Annotated in this window: 19 protein-coding genes; 14 read left to right on the top strand and 5 right to left on the bottom strand. The window is 32.0% G+C overall.

Translation table 11 applies throughout. The features are described from left to right. Positions 1-9 precede the first annotated feature (9 nt). Positions 10-582 carry a 6,7-dimethyl-8-ribityllumazine synthase gene (gene ribH, locus AC061E_RS13960; protein ID WP_478286794.1) on the bottom strand — a complete coding sequence of 191 codons (573 nt, stop codon included), beginning with the start codon at positions 580-582 and terminating at the stop codon, positions 10-12. Positions 583-660: 78 nt separating this feature from the next. Then, positions 661-1437: a tetratricopeptide repeat protein gene (locus tag AC061E_RS13955; RefSeq protein ID WP_478286793.1), complete on the bottom strand. Its 777-nt coding sequence runs from the start codon at positions 1435-1437 to the stop codon at positions 661-663. A 232-nt stretch (positions 1438-1669) separates the two neighbouring features. Between AC061E_RS13955 and recF the strand changes: the two genes are divergently transcribed. The 9 genes from recF to AC061E_RS13910 all read left to right on the top strand — a co-directional run bounded on the left by recF (position 1670) and on the right by AC061E_RS13910 (position 10996). After that, complete coding sequence (recF, locus tag AC061E_RS13950) at positions 1670-2749, top strand: DNA replication/repair protein RecF (protein WP_478286792.1); 1080 nt, start codon at positions 1670-1672, stop codon at positions 2747-2749. 27 nt (positions 2750-2776) lie between these two features. Further along, entirely contained in the window at positions 2777-4900 is a 2124-nt protein-coding gene (locus tag AC061E_RS13945; protein ID WP_478286791.1) for an ATP-binding response regulator, read from the top strand. A gap of 138 nt (positions 4901-5038) precedes the next feature. Continuing rightward, positions 5039-5734 carry a thioredoxin domain-containing protein gene (locus AC061E_RS13940; RefSeq protein WP_478286790.1) on the top strand — a complete coding sequence of 232 codons (696 nt, stop codon included), beginning with the start codon at positions 5039-5041 and terminating at the stop codon, positions 5732-5734. A gap of 5 nt (positions 5735-5739) precedes the next feature. Continuing rightward, positions 5740-6411 carry a DUF2461 domain-containing protein gene (locus AC061E_RS13935; protein ID WP_478286789.1) on the top strand — a complete coding sequence of 224 codons (672 nt, stop codon included), beginning with the start codon at positions 5740-5742 and terminating at the stop codon, positions 6409-6411. A gap of 1 nt (position 6412) precedes the next feature. Further along, positions 6413-7477 carry a glycosyltransferase gene (locus tag AC061E_RS13930; RefSeq protein ID WP_478286788.1) on the top strand — a complete coding sequence of 355 codons (1065 nt, stop codon included), beginning with the start codon at positions 6413-6415 and terminating at the stop codon, positions 7475-7477. An 89-nt stretch (positions 7478-7566) separates the two neighbouring features. After that, positions 7567-8580 carry a UDP-N-acetylmuramate dehydrogenase gene (gene murB, locus AC061E_RS13925; protein ID WP_478286787.1) on the top strand — a complete coding sequence of 338 codons (1014 nt, stop codon included), beginning with the start codon at positions 7567-7569 and terminating at the stop codon, positions 8578-8580. A 46-nt stretch (positions 8581-8626) separates the two neighbouring features. Continuing rightward, entirely contained in the window at positions 8627-9241 is a 615-nt protein-coding gene (locus tag AC061E_RS13920) for an FMN-binding negative transcriptional regulator (RefSeq protein WP_478286786.1), read from the top strand. Positions 9242-9350: 109 nt separating this feature from the next. Continuing rightward, positions 9351-10457, top strand: coding sequence for a glycosyltransferase (locus AC061E_RS13915; RefSeq protein WP_478286785.1), 1107 nt, complete (start codon positions 9351-9353; stop codon positions 10455-10457). Beyond that, positions 10448-10996, top strand: a complete 549-nt coding sequence (locus AC061E_RS13910) for an RNA polymerase sigma factor (RefSeq protein WP_478286784.1) — start codon at positions 10448-10450, stop codon at positions 10994-10996. The genes AC061E_RS13915 and AC061E_RS13910 overlap by 10 nt, the downstream gene beginning before the upstream one ends. A 76-nt stretch (positions 10997-11072) precedes the next feature. On the opposite strand, the gene AC061E_RS13905 is transcribed toward AC061E_RS13910, so the two are convergent. Continuing rightward, on the bottom strand, positions 11073-11825 hold the full coding sequence (locus AC061E_RS13905; RefSeq protein ID WP_478286783.1) for a glycerophosphodiester phosphodiesterase: 753 nt from the start codon (positions 11823-11825) through the stop codon (positions 11073-11075). 259 nt (positions 11826-12084) lie between these two features. Here AC061E_RS13905 and AC061E_RS13900 point away from each other — a divergent pair, with 259 nt between their 5' ends. Continuing rightward, a complete protein-coding gene (locus AC061E_RS13900; protein ID WP_478286782.1) occupies positions 12085-15261 on the top strand; it encodes a TonB-dependent receptor in 3177 nt (1058 codons plus the stop codon). Positions 15262-15482: 221 nt separating this feature from the next. Then, positions 15483-16301 carry an energy transducer TonB gene (locus tag AC061E_RS13895; RefSeq protein WP_478286781.1) on the top strand — a complete coding sequence of 273 codons (819 nt, stop codon included), beginning with the start codon at positions 15483-15485 and terminating at the stop codon, positions 16299-16301. A 57-nt stretch (positions 16302-16358) separates the two neighbouring features. On the opposite strand, the gene AC061E_RS13890 is transcribed toward AC061E_RS13895, so the two are convergent. Further along, on the bottom strand, positions 16359-17195 hold the full coding sequence (locus AC061E_RS13890) for a M48 family metalloprotease (protein ID WP_478286780.1): 837 nt from the start codon (positions 17193-17195) through the stop codon (positions 16359-16361). A 262-nt stretch (positions 17196-17457) separates the two neighbouring features. On the opposite strand from AC061E_RS13890, the gene lipA reads away from it, so the two are divergent. From lipA to AC061E_RS13875, 3 genes are all read left to right on the top strand, one after another. Beyond that, on the top strand, positions 17458-18357 hold the full coding sequence (lipA, locus tag AC061E_RS13885; RefSeq protein WP_478286779.1) for a lipoyl synthase: 900 nt from the start codon (positions 17458-17460) through the stop codon (positions 18355-18357). 73 nt (positions 18358-18430) lie between these two features. Continuing rightward, a complete protein-coding gene (gap, locus tag AC061E_RS13880) occupies positions 18431-19426 on the top strand; it encodes a type I glyceraldehyde-3-phosphate dehydrogenase (RefSeq protein WP_478286778.1) in 996 nt (331 codons plus the stop codon). A gap of 24 nt (positions 19427-19450) precedes the next feature. Next, entirely contained in the window at positions 19451-21616 is a 2166-nt protein-coding gene (locus tag AC061E_RS13875) for a tetratricopeptide repeat-containing hybrid sensor histidine kinase/response regulator (protein WP_478286777.1), read from the top strand. A 3-nt stretch (positions 21617-21619) separates the two neighbouring features. Here the strand turns inward: AC061E_RS13875 and AC061E_RS13870 are convergent. Continuing rightward, positions 21620-21801, bottom strand: a 182-nt coding sequence (locus AC061E_RS13870; RefSeq protein WP_478286776.1) for a phosphorylase family protein, incomplete at its 5' end; no start/stop codon positions are given.

Genomic DNA, 21801 nt, shown 5'->3' with positions numbered 1-21801 from the left:
ATTTTTTCTTTATTCTGTTAATCCTAGTGGTACATTCTCTATTTGTAAGGTACCTGAAGACAAGAATTGTTGATTATTAAAAGTACTATTTAATGATGCTTGTTGACGAATGTATGCCATTTTAATAGCAGCAATAGCAGCTTCTGTTCCTTTGTTACCATGAATACCACCGCTTCTGTCAATAGACTGTTGCATGGTATTATCTGTAAGTACACAAAAAATCACAGGAATATCGGTTTGAATGTTTAAGTCTTTAATTCCTTGGGCAACCCCTTCGCATACAAAATCAAAATGTTTTGTTTGCCCTTGAATTACACACCCAATTGCGATTACTGCATCCACGTTTTGTGTTTGTAACATTTTCTTTGAACCATAAATAAGTTCAAAACTTCCTGGAACGTTCCATCGAATAATATTTGTTTCGGGAACATCATTCTCAACTAAAGCGGTAAACGCTCCGTTGAATAATCCCTCTGTAATAGTATCATTCCATTCAGCAACAACAATTCCAAAACGAAAATTTTTCGCATTTGGAATGGCGTTTTTATCGTATTCAGATAAATTTTTATTCTCGGTAGCCATCTTATTTTAGATTTCAGTATTAAGTTGCAATATACAGTTTCTCAAAACGGTATCCTGCAACCTGTGTACTTTTTATTTTTATTGAGACAGACCTATTAAAACATCAACAGATGCAGCCTCTGGAGATGATTCGTAATTTTCTTTGATATCTGTAAAATATTTCAGTGCATCAGCTTTGTTACCTAATGAAAGCGCTACTTTACCAGCTTTTAATAAAAAACGAGGTGTTGTAAAATCGTTTTTGTTAGTTCCAGCTGCGTTGATGTAATTTCCTAAGGCTTCTTTTGGTTGGTTTTTTTGAGCATAAGCATCACCAATAGCACCTTTTGCAAGAGCGCTTAACATGATATCATCTGATTTGAATTTTGATAAATAATCAATTGCCTCAGTATATTTTCCAGTATTTAAGTAAGCAATACCAGCATAGTAATTAGCTAGATTTCCAGCATCAGTACCAGAATATTCGTCTGCAATTTTTAGAAAACCAAATTTCCCTTCAGATCCGTTTAAAGACAATTTATATAACGAGTCACTTGAAACTCCATCTGTAGCTTTTTGAAAATTTTGTTGTGCAACAAACATTTCATTAGCAGCTTCTTCTTGTGCAGGAGCAGCAACTAAACGTTGGTATGCTAAATAACTAAGTGTTGCAAGTGCAGCAGCAGCAACTAATCCTATAATAACTTTTTGATTTTTAGCAACAAAGTCTTCAGTTCTTGATGCGGTTTCATCTAATTTAGAAAATACTTCGGCAGTGGTACTGTCTTTTTCATCAATAACTACTGCTTCTACCGCTTCTTCTTTTACTTCTTTTTCTTTTGGTGCTTTATATCCTCTTTTATTATAAGTTGCCATTTAAATTTAATTTAGTGAATCGCAAAAATAAAATTTTTATTCAAACCCACATAAAAAAAAGGATTTAATATTAAAAAAAAATAAAGTTGTAATGGGACGCTTCATTTTTGATAAAATATTTCAAAATTGAAAAACTACAAAAGCGGGTTATGTGGATATTTTTCAATAATTTGCACCCTTATAAAAAACTCCTTTCCAAAAACCTTGATCGCCTTTGTAGCAAGACTTTCTCATGTATTTAAAAAAAATTTCGCTCTTCAATTATAAAAATTTTTCAGAGGCTAGCTTTGATTTTGACCATAAAATAAATTGTTTTGTAGGTAAAAACGGCATTGGTAAAACCAATGTTCTAGATGCAATTTATCATTTGTCTTATGGCAAAAGTTATTTTAACCCACTAGCAGTTCAAAATATCAAACACGGTGAGGAATTTTTTGTCATTGATGCTGAATTTGAAAAAAATGAAAGAACGGAGCAAATAGTTTGTAGCCTAAAAAAAGGACAAAAAAAAATACTCAAACGCAACGGTAAGAATTACGATAAATTTTCAGACCACATCGGTTTTATACCACTTGTTATCATTTCGCCAGCGGATAGAGATTTGATTGTTGAAGGTAGTGAAACTAGAAGAAAGTTTACGGATAGTGTCATATCGCAACTGGATGCGCACTATCTTCAGGAATTAATACATTATAATAAGGTAATAAGCCAACGCAATGCTTTGCTTAAATATTTTGCTCTCAATCATGTCTACGATGCAGACACCCTTTCTATATATAATGAACAATTAACTGGATTAGGGAATTCGATTTTTGAAAAACGAAAAGATTTTGTAACTCAATTTCTACCTATTTTTATTGCTCATCACAAAGCAATCACTGGATCAGAGGAAACCGTTCAGTTGCTATATGAAAGTCACTTATCTCAAAAAGGTTTTTTATCCTTGCTAGAAGAAAGCATTATAAAAGACCGAGCATTACAATATACTAGTGTGGGCATCCATAAAGACGATTTAGTTTTTCAAATTGACGAGCATCCCATTAAAAAATTTGGGTCACAAGGACAGCAAAAATCATTTTTGATTGCCTTAAAACTGGCTCAGTTTGAATTTTTAAAAAAACAAAGTGGTGTGAAACCCATTTTACTTTTTGATGATATTTTTGACAAACTTGATGAAAGTAGAGTTAGTAAAATTATCGAAATGGTAAATAGTGCTACTTTTGGACAATTATTCATAACAGACACACATTCAGACCGTACAGAGGCTATTGTTAAATCTACTCATCAGTCCTATAGAATTTTTAATCTATAAACTTATTATAAACCAAAATCAAACCAAATGATTCATTTTAAAAACAGGAAAATAGTACACATATTTCTTTTTATTTCTATCATTACTTTGCAAATTGTAGCATTTAATTTTTGGTATTCTGAAACAAAAATTCAAAATAATATTTACAACTCCATAGATGTCCTTGCAAAGCCCAATGAAGCTTTGACCTTGTCTAATGAAGCTATAAAAAGTTATTTTGAAGCTAATAATGCCTTCAATGAATATTTAAATACTAATTCAACGCAACGGTATATAAAATATCAAGAAGCCATAAAAAAGATGATTAATGATCTTGAAAAGCTAAGCGGCTTAACTCAAAAAAATGTTGCTTTCAAAACCATCATTAAATCAAAATTAGGATTAGAAAGTGATATGGGCAAACTGCGGAATGAGTTTGATGCCATCATAAATTCAAATCTCAATAAAACATCTCCAAATGATTTAAACTTCAAATTAAAATCATACAATTATGAAAAAGTTCTAAGTTCTATAAGTTACGATACCACAAAAACAGCTGTTGTAACAAAAAAGAAAGGTTTTTTTGGCAGACTTGGAAATGCTATTGCCGGTAAAAATGATGTTGACAAAGAGGAAGTAAAATCCGTTATAAAAATGGTTTTTAACAACCAAGAAAAAGCAGGCTCCTTTGAAGAGCAATTGAAAAATATTTTTCAGGTTACTGAGAATTATTACAAAAACGAAGTGTCTAAATTGCAAAAAGTTCATTTTGCACTCAAAGAAAAAGACAATGAACTCATTAAAATTAATAAAAACATATTAACAAAGAGTCAAGAAATTGTCTTGATTTATTCTAGTTCAGCTCAAGAGTTGAATAAAATAGAATACTTAGAGAACATAAAGGAATACAATTTTAAACTAGTTGAAAAGAAACAATTTATTTTTAACTTATTAATTGCCATAAGCTTAATTACTATTTTATTACTAATATACACCATATACTCATACATACTGGAAAAGAATTTGATCAAACAAAGACAAAATGCCGAAATTAGTCTAGACAAAAAGAATCAATTAATTGGAATGATCAGTCATGAAATGAGAGCGCCATTGAACATTATTTCAAACTTTTCTAGAAAAATTAAAAATTCAAACACAGACCCATCATTAAATGCACCTATTGATTCCCTATATTTTACTGCTAACTCCTTGCAAATAACAGTAAGTCAAATTTTGGATTTTTTTAAAAATGAAAACAACACACTTCTCCTGTACAATACAAAGATGAACTTAAAAACAGAGGTCAGTGCTATTTTAGAATCTTTAAAAGCGCTGGCTGAATTGAAACAACTCGAAATCATATATACTATACCTAGAGAGATAGACAAAAGTGTTTGGGCAGATAATGTAAAAATCCATCAGCTTTTTTATAACATCATAGGCAATGCTATAAAATTTACTAAAAAAGGTTCAATTACAGTGGCAACATCACTCCAAAAAATAGGTGAAAACTATAGATTTGATGTAAAAATCACCGATACAGGAGCTGGAATTCCTGCAGAGGAAGTAGATAAAATTTTTGATAAGTTTTACCAAAGTAAAGCCCATCAAGAGCAAATCAGTTTTGGAGCAGGACTTGGACTCACATTATGCAAAAATATCATTTCACTTTTTAAAGGAGAAATATCAGTAAAAAGCGAACTCAATGTAGGAACCGAAATTTCGTTCTTCTTGATGCTTGAACCATCAAATGAAGAGCAAGAAACTAGCGAAACAAAACTATTAAACCAATTTAAAGACAAAACTACAGAAGTTGTTGTAGTTGATGACGACCCAATGACATTGCTACTTTTGAAAAAATTAATCGAAAAAATACACTTCAAAGCAACCACTTTTCAAGATGTAGAATCGGCTAAAACGTATTTAAAAACAAATGAAGCTAATCTAATACTTACAGATTTACAAATAAGTGAATACTCTGGATTTGACTTTGTAGAAGACATCAAAAAAATACCTAATAAAAATGCCGAAGTACCAATCCTAGTGATTACAGGTGACTCATATATGAATACGGCAAACTTAAAAGAATTACAAGTAGATGATATTTTGATAAAACCAATAAACAAGGAAGAATTATTTTTTAAAATACATTCCTTATTAAACAAGCACTAAAATCTGGAACTGAGCTAACATAAATCTAGGAAACTCTGATTATTAAAAAAAACAGCACTAATCCATTTTTAAATTATATTAAAAATCTAAAAAATACTGCAGAAATTAAGTATTTTTGATCAACATAAAACATTCCTAATGAAACCATTTAAATACATAGTTATTCTAGCATGCGCTGTATTTTTCATCTCATGTAACGCACAAGAAACTACAAAAACTATTGATGCGAAGGCTTTTAGCGACAAAATAGCCCAAACATCTAACCCACAAATTATAGATGTGCGTACACCCGAAGAATTTTCGTCCTACCATTTAGATAATGCTATCAACATAGACTGGCTTGGTAACAGTTTTGAAAAAGAAGTAGCCAAATTAGACCCTAAAAAACCTGTTTTTATTTATTGCAAAGCTGGAGGAAGAAGTCAAAGTGCACATGAAAAACTCAACCAATTAGGATTTACTACCGTTTATGAAATGAAAGGCGGCATCCTAAAATGGGAAGCTGCAGGATTAGCAAAATCAAGTGACAAAGTGATAGGCATGACAAGGGAGGAATTCATTAAAATTACTAGTAGTGATAAGAAAGTTCTCGTAAATTTCTATGCTGAATGGTGTGCTCCTTGTAAAAAAATGGCTCCTTACATAAAAACAATGCAAACAGAACTTGCTAACGACGTTACCATCATAAGACTTGATGCTGATAAAAATAAAACGCTCATGAGCGAACTAAAAATTAGTGAACTTCCTACCTTACTATTATACGAAGGCGCAAAAGTAAAATGGCAAAAATCAGGATACATAACAGAAGTTGATCTAAAAAAACAAATCCAATAACGTATATGCTCACAAAAGAATCACTTGAATTTCTGGTTGATTTAAAATCCAACAATAATAGAGATTGGTTTTTAGACCAAAAAAAAAGATATGAAGCTTTTAAGACAGATTATAAAAGATTTGTTAATGACTTGCTTGACACTTTAAAACCATTAGACCCAAGTCTAGAACTACTTGAAGTTAAAAATTGCACTTTTAGAATCAATAGAGACATCCGATTTTCAAAAGATAAAACACCATATAAATCCCATTTAGGCATCTGGATTTCATCTGGTGCAAAAGGTCATAATAGATCTGGTTATTACATTCATCTTGAAAAAGGAAGCAGTTTTATAGCTGGAGGATTGTATTGTCCAGAAGCTGAAGACGTAAAAAAAATACGAAAAGAAATAGCATTTTTCCATGAAGATTTAGAAGATATACTGGCCGAGAAAAAATTCAAAAAAGAATTTGGTGATCTTGATAGAAACGAAAAAGATCTTTTAAAAAATCCACCACGTGGTTATGATAAAGACCATCCAGCAATAGATTTATTAAAACTTAAAAGCTTTGAATCGTCACATAAAATTGATTATGATGATGCCTCAAAAGAAGATTTTACAACAACAATTTGTCAAAAATTAATTCTTTTGAAACCGCTGAATGATTTTATCAATCGTGCCCTAACGACCGAGTAACGTGAAACAACGAAAAATTCTTTTTTTAGGAGAAACCTACCGTGCAGATGCCATCACTTGGATTAATGGGTTGGAGGAATTTGGTGGTTTTAAAATCATAACTTGGGAGTTACAAAAACCAAGTAATAATTTAAAAAATAGAATTTTACGACTGTTAGAATACACCACAGCATTACACCAGATTAAAAAAATTATTCGGGTTGAAAAACCAAATATGATCATTGCAGAAAGAACTACAAGTTATGGCTTTCTTGCAGTTTTATGTGGGATTAAACCCGTAGCAATTGCGCAACAAGGACATACTGATTTATGGCCAAGAAATTCCATTCTATATCCTTTAAAAAAAAGAATGCAGCAATATGCTTTTAAAAATGCTACATTAATTCATGCTTGGGGTCCTGTAATGTCACATTCCATGCAAAAAGCAAATGTTAACATGAGTAAAGTTTTGGTTTTACCAAAGGGTATTGACTTCCAAAAATTTAACTGTCCTAACAAAACTTTTTCAGAAGGAATAAATGCTATTGTCACCCGTTCCTTATCTCCTGAATATCATCATGAAGTAATATTAAAAGCCTTTGGAATTCTTGAAAGTAACAAAATAGATTTTCAACTAACAATTGTAGGTGACGGCAAAGAACTTTTTAATTTAAAAAAACTAGCGCAAGATTTACATATTTCATCAAAAGTTCATTTTACGGGAAGAATTTTAAATACACAGTTACCTAACTACCTTGATAAAGCAAATCTGTATATTAGCATGCCAGTAACTGAGGGGGTTTCGGCATCACTTTTTGAAGCAATGGCTACACGTTGCTATCCTATTGTAAGTGATATTCCTGGAAATAAAAGCTATATTAAACATAAAAAAAATGGACAACTTGTACCTGTGGGTGATTATAACAAACTTGCACAAGAGATTTTATGGACCATAAAAAACAAGAATACAATTGAAACTGCAACTGTTAATAATTACAATTATTGCTTTCAAAAAGCTAATTACAAAATAAATATGAAGGAAATTGCAGATAAATACCAAGATTTAATGAATAAAAAAATGATTTGAATTAGATAAATAATCATTCGCAGCAAACCCATAACTTCAAATTAATAGTACATTTGAACCGTTTACAACATTGAAAAAAGCATATCATCATGAACATACTTCCCCACTTTTCACTAAAAAAACACAACACTTTTGGCATTGATGCTTTCGCAAAAAAATTTATAGCTGTACATACTGTAGCAGAATTAGCAATAGTATTAAACCAGAATCAAAATACTGAATTATTTATTTTAGGTGGAGGCAGCAACATGCTACTAACACAAGATATTGACGCTCTGGTAATACATGTGGATTTAAAAGGCAAAAAAATCATCAAAGAAAATGATGACTTTGTGTGGGTTGAAAGTCAAGCAGGTGAAAACTGGCATGAATTTGTATTATGGACTATTAATCAAGATTTTGGAGGATTAGAAAACATGTCCCTTATTCCTGGTAATGTAGGCACAACTCCTGTTCAGAATATTGGGGCTTATGGTGCCGAAATAAAAGATACTTTTGCTTATTGTGAAGCAATGAACATTGAAAACCAAGAAATTAAAACGTTCACTAAGGATGAATGTAACTTTGGTTACCGAGAAAGTATTTTTAAACATGAGGTGAAAAATCAATTCGTAATTACATCCGTAGTTTTTAAACTCACCAAGAAAAACCATAAAATAAACATTTCATATGGAGATATTTCAGGTGAATTAGACAAAAAAAATATCACAAATCCTACTCTTGTAGACGTTAGTAATGCTGTTATTACGATCCGAAAAAGTAAACTACCCGACCCTAAAGAATTGGGCAACAGCGGTAGTTTTTTTAAAAACCCAATAGTTTTAAAATCTGATTTTGAAAAAATACACCAACGCTTTCCTGAAATGAAATTCTATGAAATTTCAGATACTGAGGTTAAAGTTCCCGCGGGTTGGCTGATTGAGCAAGCAGGTTTTAAAGGCAAACGTTTTGGTGATGCGGGTGTACATAAAAACCAGGCTTTAGTTCTTGTAAATTATGGCAATGCTAGCGGAAAAGAAATATTAAATGTAGCGCATGAAATTCAAGATGCCGTGTTTAAACTTTTTGGAATTCGTATTGAAGCAGAAGTTAACATTATATGATACACGAATTCCTTTATTAGTATCAACTATAAAATAAAATCAATCCATGTATATTCCTGATATTTACAGAAACGAAAATGCAGCAGAAATAAAAAAATTTCTTTACGAAAACAGTTTTGGTATACTCATCAATCAGTCTAATAGTAAACTGTGTGCTACTCATATTCCATTAGAACTAGAAACTAACAGTGAAGGAAAAGAAATTTTATGCGGACATCTGTCTAAAGAAAATCCACAATGGAAAGGATTTTTAGAAAATGACGAAGTTTTAGCAGTATTTTCAGGACCTCACAGTTACATATCTTCTTCATGGTACGATCATGAAAATGTGCCAACTTGGAATTATATTGCAGTTCAAATACATGGGAAAATCAAAATAATTGATCACGAAGCAGCTGTAGAATCCTTAAAAAGGTTAGTAGATAAATACGAAAAAGGTTCAGAAAACCCAATTCGTATTGAAGATTTATCAGCAAAAACAATGCGACAAGCAAAGGGAATTGTAGCCTTTGAGATTGAAATTACAGAAATTAATGCTACTAAGAAAATGTCTCAAAATAGAGACCAAAAAAATTATCAAAACATTATTGAAGCGTTAGAAAAAGTAAATACTCCACAAGCCATTGCAACTGCAACTGAAATGAAAAAATGTCCTATTTAATTTCTTTGGAAAATTACAATTAGTATTTAACATTTAGAGATTCTATTCATACCTTTGCAGCCTTATTTATACACGCCTTGTAACGAATATTAATACTCATAAAACACAAATGCTTATATTACTATTTTACTTTTTTATTTTTATTGTAGCCGTTCAAATACTCTATTATTTAGGGGTTTTTAGGGTTTTTGCTTTCGCCAAAGATCAAAAGAGTACTCCAAAAAAAATTCCAGTATCTGTAATAGTTTGTGCTAAAAATGAAGAAGAAAACGTAGCGCAATTTATACCCTTATTAGCAGCACAAGAATACCCTGACTTTGAAATAGTTCTAATTGATGATGCATCAAGTGATAAAACACTAGATATTTTTGAAGAATTTGAAAAGCAATATTCAAACATTCGACTTGTAAAAGTAGAAAATAATGAGGCTTTTTGGGGAAATAAAAAATACGCTTTAACGTTAGGTATTAAAGCAGCATCAAAAGACTATTTATTATTTACAGATGCAGATTGTTACCCTACCTCAACAAACTGGATAGCTACCATGACCGCACAATTCACCATGCAAAAAACTATCGTTTTGGGTTATGGTAAATACGAACGAATTACAAATTCCTTTTTGAATAAAATAATTCGATATGAAACATTATTAACAGCGGTTCAATATTTTTCATGGGCCAAGTTAGGAAAGCCGTACATGGGAGTTGGTAGAAATTTAGCTTATAAAAAAGACGAATTCTTTAAAGTAAACGGATTTATTGAGCACATGCGCATTCGTTCAGGAGATGATGATCTATTTGTAAATCAAGCTGCAACAGCAAAAAATACTACAATAGCTTTTGAGCCAGATAGTTTTACGCTTTCTAAACCTAAAACTTCCTTTAATGATTGGGTATCACAAAAAAGAAGACATGTTGCAACTGCTAACCATTATACTTTTTTTGATCAATTTCAATTAGGTGTTTTTTATAGTTCTCAATTATTATTTTTACTTGTACCTGCTGTTTTGCTGGCGTTTCAATTTGAATGGATTATTGTTACCAGTTTAATAGCCTTTCGTTATCTCGTGGCATGGATTATGATAGGTTCATCTGCAAGGAAACTTGATGAGCATGATTTAAAATTTTGGTTTCCAATTGTTGAAATTGTCTTAATCTTGATACAAATCAATATCTTTATCATTAATCTATTCTCAAAACCAGCACAGTGGAAATAAACAATCAAATAGAAAAAGCAAAACAAGGTGATCAAGTTGCCTTTACTTTTCTATTGAATCACTACTGGAATGAGGTGTATGGGTTCATGCTAAAAAGAACCGAAAATGAAACTACAGCCGAGGACATTACCATTGAAACTTTTTCTAAAGCATTTGACAAATTAACCACTTATAATACTGAATTTCAATTCAATACTTGGTTAATAGCTATTGCAAAAAATGTACATATTGATTTATTACGAAAGAAAAAACTAAGTCTTTTTGTTGAAATTACAGAAGACGAAAATCATCAAGCTTACAATATTGCTGACACTACACCGTCTGCTGAGGATGTATTGATCACTGAACAAAACTTATCCAGTTTATTACAATGCATTAAAGAATTAAAACCTCATTACCAAGAGGTAATTCAGCTGCGTTATTTTCAAGAAATGAGCTATCAAGAAATAGCTTTAAAAATGAATGAACCACTAAGTAATGTAAAAATTAAACTTTTACGTGCCAAGAAGTTACTAGCCGAAATAATTCAGAAAAAATAATTCCTTTATCTGTTTTGAATGGGCACAAAAAAAAGTCTGAAAAAACAGACTTTCTTTTACATTTATAAATCTCAGTTTAACGTACAATCCTTTCGGGAAAATCAGTAATGATTCCACTTACTTTTAAATCTTGTAGCATCTTGATATCAGCAGGCTCGTTTGCTGTCCAAGGAAGAATCTTGAAATTATTAGTTTTCATGATCGCAACATTTTCTGGCGTCAAGGTTTTAAAATAAGGGTTTATTGCTTGCGCATTTAATTCTTTTCCTAACTGAATCACAGTTTCAATAGGATCTTTGTAAGTCAGTAATCCAATAGCTACGTCTTTACTCAAACTTCTCATTTTTCTTAATTCATTTACTTTAAAACTAGATACAAAAAAATCTTTATTGCTCCAGCCACGCTTTTTAAAGTTTTCCATAATGGCGTAGGTATCTGCCGCCGTATTTTCTCCTTTCAATTCTATGTTGAGTACTGCTTTTCTATTCATAGTTGTAATGACCTCCTCAAGAGTTGGAATTTGATGTTTTCCAGCAACAAGTACTTTTCTCAGTTCGTCAAAAGTGTAACTCTCAATCTTTCCTTTAGCATTTGTCAATCGGTCTAAATCATCATCGTGAAAAACTACAATTTCACCTGTTTTTATTTTAAACACATCTATCTCAAGCATATCAGCTTTGAGATCAATTCCTTTTTTTATGGAGGCTATTGTATTTTCAGTTTCATGTCCCATTGCACCTCTGTGGCCGCAAACAATAAATTTATTTGAACTACAACTTAAAAAAAATAGCGACAATGCAGTCGCAATAGTTATCATTTTTGCTTTCATAAATACCTTATATATTTTTCATAAAATTATATTTAAACTCGTCAAATACCATTAACTAATCATTACGAATAAACTAAATTAAAGCTACTTTTTATGATGCAATGTTTCATAAAGCTTACCTAAAAATAGAAATAAGCACTAAAAAAGGGCGAAAATCAAAACTTTGGTTACAAAAAATTATTTTTCTAATAGTATTAATGTAACACCTTTTTTTCCATTTCTAGATTCCTTTGCAGGCATGAAACTAAACACTAAACTCATGAAAAATCTTAAAATGTTCTTATTTACGATGCTTTGGATTATCGTTATAAGCACTAAAAGTCATGCACAAACCACACAAGCCTCTATTTCTGGAACCATATCAGGCACAAATAATGAGACTATAAAAGAAGCAAATGTTACCCTAAAAAATGAATCTACTGGATTTAAAACTACTACACTTACTAACTTTAAAGGGGTTTATACTTTTAAAGAATTGCCTCTAGGCGGTCCTTACACTATTACTGTAAAAACATCTGGATATGGAGAACAACAACGATCTGGATACACGCTTAATCAAGGTGATTTAATTACAATTAACATTGAAATGCAAACCGATATGCAAACCCTAGAGGTGGTAGAAGTGGTAGGCCGAGGATTAAAAAATAAAACAGGAAATCTAGGTGCAGCAACAGCTATTACAGCCAAACTCATTAATTCTTTACCCGTAAACGGAAGAAATTTTACTAACTTAATGGATTTGTCTCCATTAACACGTGGCGGAAACATCTCGGGACAATTAGCATCGTCTACTAATTATACATTAGATGGTATGAATGCAAAAAACCCAACTTCGGCAGGAGCTACCACTAGCAGAAGTGGCGCACCCTACTCCATCTCTATTGAGGCTGTAAGAGAATTTAAAGTAGTCACAAATCAATATGATGTAGGCTATGGTCGTAGTGGTGGTGGAACTGTAAGTGCTGTTACTAAGTCTGGAACAAATGATTTTTCTGGAAGTATGTTTGCTTACAATAGAGCAGATTGGCTTTCTAGTGCTTATGACATTAGAGGAAACAGACGTCAAAATGATTTTACAACGACTCAATATGGTTTTACCTTGGGCGGACCTATTATCAAAGACAAACTACACTTTTTTGTAGCTTGGGATCATCAACAAGATTCAAGACCATTGGTCATTGCTGATGTTCAATCACCAGAGGATGAACTTAGGTTTAATGTAACTAGAGCAACGCTGGATAACTTTGTAACCATTGCCAGAAATAAATACGGCGTTTCAAGTTCACCTCAATATGGATCATTTGACAAAAAAAGAAATTCAGATGCAGCATTTGCTCGTCTTGACTGGCAATTAAACAGTAAAAACCTGATTACCATTCGAAATAACTTTACGTTTGATGACAATAAACTGGGATTGCAAGACAATACAGCAATTAATTTATATGAGTCTTTTGGTGATGATTATAATATTGATAACAGTATTTTAGCTTCATTGAGAACAACTGTAAATCCTAAAATCACAAACGAATTAAAAGTGCAACATCTTTACACTTTTCAAGACAGTAATCCTGGTGATCAATTGCCTTCTTATAACATCCCTAGAGTCATTGTAGAAAATGTAGCCTCCACAATTAATGGTGCTGTGAGGACTACCAATATTCAAATAGGAGGACACCGATTTGCACAAGAAAAATTCACCAATAATGTTTTTCAAATTGTAGATAATCTGTATTACAATACAGATAAAATAAAATACACTTTTGGATTTGATATCATGCAAACCAATTCAAAATCAGTGTATGGTAGCGAAGTAAACGGTCGTTTTCATTTTAATAGCGTTGCAAATTTTGACAATGGTACTCCTTATCGTTACTTTAGAGAAGTACCATTAGTGGCTGATCCTACTGTTAATTCGAATATATTAAATGCTGGAATATATGGACAATTACAAACAAAAGTAGCACTGGGTGTTGACCTAACTTTAGGATTACGTTTTGATTATGCAAAGTATCCAACTGCAACTTTCAACCAATTGGTTTTTGATGAATTAGGCATTAGAACCGATAACAAATTACAATCGGCTATTTTACAGCCAAGGGTGCAATTGACATGGGATTTAAATGAAAACCACAAAGATTACATACGCGCAGGAGCAGGGATTTTTGCATCAGATTTAAATAACTATGCCATCATTAACAATTTATATTTTGATGGAAAAAAAACTGCAACTGTAGATGTTAGAGCACCCAATGTTCCTATTCCTAACTTCACTGGTTACCGAAACAACTTTTCTAGCATTCCTACGCTAGATGCTTTTCAATTACCAACTATAAATTATACTGGTACCGATGCTAAAGTACCTGTGGTTTATAAAGCTAATGTATCTTACACACATTTTTTTACAGATCATTTAAAAATGGGAATTGCTGGTTATGCAACTCTAGGACGAAATAATTATGTGTATGTAGATAGAAATATGGTTAGTAATCCGTTTTTTAATTTGGCAAACGAAGGAAATCGCGGCGTATTTGTTCCAGCAAGTTCAATACCTGCAAATGGAGCTGCAGACTGGATGCAAGGTAGAATAAGTAATAAATTAGGGAGAGTTTTAGAACTTAACAGTAAAGGAAAAGTAAATCAATTTGCGCTAGTTGTTGATGCTACTTACAAATATTTTAAGGATGGAGAAATTACGGCTAGTTACACCCTAAATGACACCAAAGACAACACATCTTTTAACGGAAATGTGGCTAACACAGCAACGCTTGTATTACCAGTAGAGGATGATCCTAGAAATTTAAGTAAAATGACATATTCTGATAATCATTTTCGACACAAGGTGGTGTTTTACGGATCATTACCCACTTTTTACGGTTTTAGTGTAGGAGTTCGTTATTCTGGAATAGGAGGAACACGATATAGTTTATTATCCGGAGGAAATACAAATGGAGATTTTGTAACTGCTTCAAATGATTTAGCGTACATTTTTGACATCAACAGCCCAACCGTTCCGCAAAATATCAAAACTGGTTTGCAAACTATTTTAGATAATCCTGCAGCAAGTTCAAGCTTAAAAAATTATATCAACGCTTACTCTGGTAAAATTGCAGAGCGTAACGGTGGTATAAATGAGTTTTATGGTCTTGTTGATATTAGAATTAACAAAAAAATTAGTATTCCAAAAAAGCAATTTATAGAATTCACTGTAGATATTTTTAATGTTGCTAATTTACTTAACAAAGAATGGGGAGTTAATAAATCATTGAATACACAATCTCTTTATGCACTAGGAACACCTGCAACAGGCGGTAATCCCGCAGTTCCAGGTTTTGATAGTACTAGACAACAATTTAACTATCGTGTTAATAATGCGGGTTTACCTGCTTTATCCGGTAATCCATTTCAAATACAAATAGGTTTTAAATATGCATTCTAAGTAATTCTTTTTGAAAAATACAAGCGCATCCTGATACAGAGATGCGCTTTTTTTTGCGCAGTATTTTAATAAAATTAATTTAGTTAAATACTAAAATATAATTCAATAAATTTTTTTTAAAATTTAAAAATTAATCACAATAATAACACAATAGACACGTTATTAATAAAAAACACACTTGCTTATGATGTAAATGTACTTAACCATAAAAACCACAAATTATGTCTAAATTAAGCATTTACGAGACCGGCTGGATTGAACTTGTTTTTCAAAACAGAAATAAAGAGTATGGTGCGTACAAACTTCGTCAAGAGAGTACAAAAACGTCACTTACAGCACTTTTCATGGGAGTAACATTATTGGTGGGCGCCATAAGCATTCCTACACTTGTTTCTATTTTTAATCCTGAGACAGACTTCACTCCTATTGAGCCAGATTTTACGAAAACAATTGTCAAAATAACCGATGTTTACCAAAACAAAACACAACCTAAAAAAGCATTACCAATTCTTAAAACAAAAAGTCCCGTTAATCCAGTAAAAAGTAAGGCATTAATAAATCCTGTTATTGTTTCTACAGATCAAGCGGAACAAAATATTGCTAAAAATACTGATCAAACGGTTGTTAACACAACTTCATCTGACGGTTCAGGCACTGTGGCTGTTAATGCTAGTCCTAGCACAACTGTTCAAAGCACAGTAGAGACACCCGATACAGGAAACACAATAATAAACAGTGTAGCACTAGATAAACTTCCAGAATTTCCAGGAGGTATCAACAAGTTTTACACATATGTGGGAAATAATTTTGAAAAACAAGAAACTGAACTCAATGGAACAGTTAAAATCTTTGTTTCTTTTGTAATAGAAAGAGATGGAAGCATGACTGATGTTCAAGTAAGAAAAGATCCTGGTTACGGACTAGGAAAAGAAGCGGTTAGAGTTTTGAAATCTTTACGAACCAAGTGGACTCCAGGCATGATTGGCGGTAAAGCAGTACGTACCGCCTACACCTTGCCAATTACGGTTCAAATGAACTAAAAACACCAACATAAAAAAAGGCAGAACATAGGGTTCTGCCTTTTTTAGTTTCAAAAATTATTTTTTCTTTTTAACTGGTGCTTTTTTTGCAACAACTGGCTTTTGCTTCACATAAGGCTTATACAAACCGTCTTTTTCTGCTCTTAATTTGGCGTTTTCTGCTCTTTCTTTTGGATCAGGATGAGAACTCATCATTTTCTCCAAGAAAGAAGATTCAGCTCCTTCACTCATTTTAGCTAAGATACCAAAGGCTGATGAAACTGCATTAACATTATAGCTATTGTTTTTCATGAAATTATATGAAAACTCATCAGCCTCAGACTCTTGTTTTCTACTGTGTTTACTATCAATCATCTGACTACCCACTTTAGCCAATTGACTGTCTGTTATAGCTGCAACTTTATCAGATTGGGATGCTAATAAACCTAAAGCTGCTTCCTTTTTATAAGCAGCTTTAATTGCATCTCTTGAATCAGTATTAACCACGTGACCTATTTCATGCCCTATTACTGCTAGCAACTCATTGTCATCCATAATATCCATTAAACCAGAATAGACACGAACACTTCCGTCTGCGGTAGCAAATGCATTTACCTCGTTTAATTTATATACTTTATAATTAAGTGCAACTCCTTCTGTAGTCTTATGTTTTCCAAAAAGCTTATTTAATCGAAGAGTATATGGATCTTTAGCACCTGTAATAACATGTTCAGCATCCATTTTATCTACTGCGGCTTTTGATAATGCAGCTGCATCAGCATCACTAAAAGTGAAGCCTGCTACCCCTTTTTGAACAGCTCCAAGGGCTTTTTCACCAAAATTTATTTGTGCGTTAGCTGTTGACACCCCCAACAAAACAAACAAAGCTCCTAAAATTATTGATTTATTTTTCATGATTTCTAATTTTAATCAAAGATACTAATTTATGTTAAAAAAAATAAAACACATCAACATAGTTTTTTTTTATACGTTGAGATGCTTTATCAACTCTAACAAAGACAATACCAAAGAATTATTTTATAATTTCCAACCCAAACAATATCTTCTAAAAAATATGTTAAGTAAAATTTTATGCTTTGTATAAGTCTAATTCACGATTTGGTTTTACCCTTTTATAATTCAACTTTAGTTATCTTTGTATTCAGAAAATTGAGATATGGAAAACGTTGTAGAAAACAATTTACTAAAAGAAACCCAAACCAAGGTTGTGCACAGTACTGGTAAACCGAAATGGTTAAAAGTGAAGTTACCCATTGGACAAAAATATACAGAACTTAGAGGACTAGTTGACAAATACAGTTTAAACACTATTTGTACATCTGGAAGTTGTCCTAATATGGGAGAATGCTGGGGCGAAGGGACTGCTACATTTATGATTTTGGGTAATATTTGTACGCGCTCATGCGGTTTTTGTGGTGTAAAAACCGGTAGACCAGAAACGGTAGACTGGGAAGAACCAGAAAAAGTAGCGAGATCTATAAAGATCATGAATATCAAACACGCAGTAATCACAAGTGTTGATCGTGATGATTTGAAAGATGGTGGCTCAATCATTTGGATTGAAACAGTAAAAGCTATTCGAAGAATGAATCCAAATACGACACTTGAGACATTAATTCCTGATTTTCAAGGAAACGAAACCCATTTAGACAGAATAGTTGCTGCAAATCCCGAAGTTGTTTCGCACAATGTAGAAACAGTGAGACGATTAACTAGAGAAGTCCGCATACAAGCTAAATACGATCGTACACTTGAGGTATTGCGTTACTTAAAAGAAAAAGGCATCAATAGAACTAAATCTGGCATCATGTTAGGTCTGGGCGAGCTTGAAGAAGAGGTTTATCAAACCTTAAGAGATCTGCGAGACGCTAATGTAGATGTAGTTACTATAGGACAATATCTTCAACCGAGTAAAAAACATTTACCTGTTAAAGAATTCATAACTCCTGATCAGTTTGCAAAATATGAAGAATACGGTTTGTCATTAGGTTTTCGTCATGTAGAAAGTGGACCTCTTATTCGTTCGTCTTATAAAGCACAGAAACACATTCTTTAAAATTGTAAAAAAGATATCAATAAAACAAAATTTCATTTCAAGATTTAAAACTTGAAACTTTAAACAAAAAATATTGAAAACAAGAATTGCGATAAACGGTTTTGGAAGAATTGGTAGAAATCTTTTCCGTTTACTTTTAAATCACCCAACAATTCAAGTTGTTGCCATAAATGATATTGCCGACAAAAAAACAATGGCACATTTAGTAAAATATGATAGCATACACGGTGTGTTACCGCATGCCGTGAGCTATGATGAAAAAGGAATACTAGTTGGCGAATCTCATTTTCTTTTTTTTCACGAAAAAAATTTAAAAAACCTAGACTGGAAAAGTTGTTCCATTGATTATGTTATTGAATCAACAGGAAAATACAAGACTTTTGAGGAATTACACACGCACATTCTGGCTGGTGCCAAAAAAGTAATTTTATCTGCACCCTCAGAAACAGATGCTATTAAAACAGTTGTCCTAGGCGTTAATGAGGAAATTCTTAATGGTAGTGAAATAATAATATCAAATGCAAGTTGTACTACAAATAATGCTGCCCCAATGATCAAAGTAATCAATGACCTTTGCGGCATAGAACAAGCGTACATTACCACCATTCACTCCTACACCACAGATCAAAGTTTACACGATCAACCGCATAAAGATTTAAGAAGAGCTCGTGGTGCAAGTCAATCTATAGTTCCTACAACAACGGGAGCCGCAAAAGCTTTGACAAAAATATTCCCAGAATTTGAAGGGAAAATTGGTGGATGTGGTATTAGAGTTCCTGTTCCGGATGGTTCTTTAACAGATATTACCTTTAATGTAAAGAAAAGCGTTACTATTGAACAAATTAATCAAGCCTTCAAACGCGCTTCAGAAAGTAATCTAAAAGGAATATTAGATTATACGGAAGACCCAATTGTATCTGTAGATGTAATAGGAAATAAAAATTCATGTATATTTGATGCACAACTTACCTCTGTAATTGATAAAATGGTAAAAGTAGTAGGGTGGTATGATAATGAAATAGGGTATTCATCAAGAATTATTGATCTGATACTTTTAACATCTAAATAGTAATTTTTCAAAAAAACATGATTAATGAAATGTTTTTTCTTTTCTATATTATTTTTCAGTGGCATTGACGCATCTCATTCCCGAGTAACAACTGATAGCTTGACGTTTTATTACACGCTTAGTAACCAAAATATTCAAGATGATAATTATAGAAATGCTTTGTTTTTTACTCAAAAAGCAATTCAGTATGCAAAAAACAATAACAAGAAAAGTGAACTAGCTCTTCATGAGTACAACTTAGGCAAAATTTTTTATGATTTAAAAAAATTCGATGATGCACTGGTCTGCTTTTTAAAAAGCGCTACTGTCAACTATACGAAAATTCCCAATAAAGCTAGAGCTGAAAATTATTTTCATATAGGACTGTGCTACATAGCTAAAGAAAATTATGAACAAGCTTCGATATATCTAAACAAAGCTCAACACTTATTTGAAACTTTAAAAAGCACAAGCGGAGTTATAGCAGTTACACTACAAAAAGCTCTAATCTATCGGTCTACAGGCAAAACACATGAGGCAATGACTATATTTAAATCTTTGATTTCAAAGCCCGAAGCCTCATCTCTACACAATTTAAAAGCAGTAGCTTTATATCAATTAGGAATTATAGAATCTCAATACAATAGAAACAGCTTAGCAATCGCTTACCTAAAAAAAGCACTTTATGCTAATAAAAATACACTAAACACTGAATTAAAAGCATCTATCGTTTTAGCACTTAGTACTATTTACGAAAAAACATTAGACAAAAATTTAGCATACAGGTATTTAAAACAACACTTAGTACTAAAAGACAAACTAACTTTTCTAAATAATAAAAGATTAGGAATTGATGATTACACAAAATTCAAAGAAGCTGAACGACTTAAAGAACTGAATCAATTTAATATTCAAAAAGAAGAGGAACTAAAATCAAAAAAAATATCAAAAATTATAAGCATACTTGCTATTGCTCTGATTTCAATATTATCCTTACTAAGTCTTTCACTTTACAAAAATAACAAAATTAGAACCAAATCAAACCAACTCTTAAAGGACAAAAACAAAGAGTTAGAGATTGCTAAAAATAAAGTTGAAAAAGCATCTCAAGCTAGATCTGAGTTTCTTTCTACCGTAAGTCATGAACTTAGAACTCCACTTAATGCAATTAATGGCATTACCCATTTACTCCTTGAAGAAGACCCAAAAAAAAATCAAATTGATTACCTTTCATCTCTAAAATTCTCTGGGGATTACTTGACTAAGTTTATCAATGAAATTTTAGAAATAAACAAAATAGAATCTAACAAAACCGAAATAGAACAAATCCCGTTCAACCTAAAACAACTCTTAGTTAACATTCAACATTCCCTCAAAGAGTTAGCCATAGTAAACCATAATGATTTTAAATTAGATATTGATCATACCATTCCTGATTACCTTATAGGAGACCCAACAAAACTCTCTCAAATTATTTTAAACCTCATCAATAATGCCCTAAAATTTACAAAAAATGGAGTTGTAAATGTAGTAGCACAACTTCAAAATCTAGAGGATAAATATGCTACATTACATTTTGAAATTAGTGACACAGGAATTGGAATAGCTACTGAAAAACTAGAGAGTGTTTTCGATAGTTTCTCTCAAGGATCAATAGAAGTTAATAGAAAATACGGAGGCACTGGACTTGGATTAACAATTGTAAAAAAATTAATAACTATTTTAGGAGGCCAAATACATCTTAAAAGCACTATTGATAAAGGTTCTACCTTTTCATTTCAATTAAAATTTGCAATAGGTAAAAAACCTCTAGCAATAATCCCTTTAAATAAAGTTAATTACGAAACTAAACTGATTAACAAAAAAATATTGTTGGTTGAAGATAATAAAATCAACCAAATGATCACCACAAAAATGCTTTTTCACAAAAAAGTGATTTGTGAAGTGATTGATAATGGTGAAGAAGCTATTGAACTTTTAAAAATATCAAAATTTGATTTGATATTAATGGATGTTCACTTACCCGGAATAAATGGAACTATAGCTACTGAGACAATCAGAAAATTTGACAATCACACACCAATAATAGCACTTACAGCAATATCTCTTGATGAAAATCGAGAAATGTTATTGTCTTTTGGCATGAACGATGTAATTACAAAACCGTTCATACCCGAAGCTTTTTATACTACTATTGCTGAACATTTGTAAAAATTAATATTGCAATATCAGTTCCTTTATTAAATTACGCACCTGAGGTTCTGCTTGTTTTGCAGCTTCTAGAACTTCATCATGGGAAATTGTCCCAATACTTTCAGCATCACCCATATCTGTAATTACGGATATTCCAAAAGTTTCTAAATTCATATGTCTAGCCACTATAACCTCTGGAACAG

Source organism: Flavobacterium sp. GNP011, assembly GCF_056428925.1.
The sequence above is the reverse complement of the archived record's forward strand: the minus strand, read 5'-3'. Positions and strand labels throughout refer to the sequence as shown.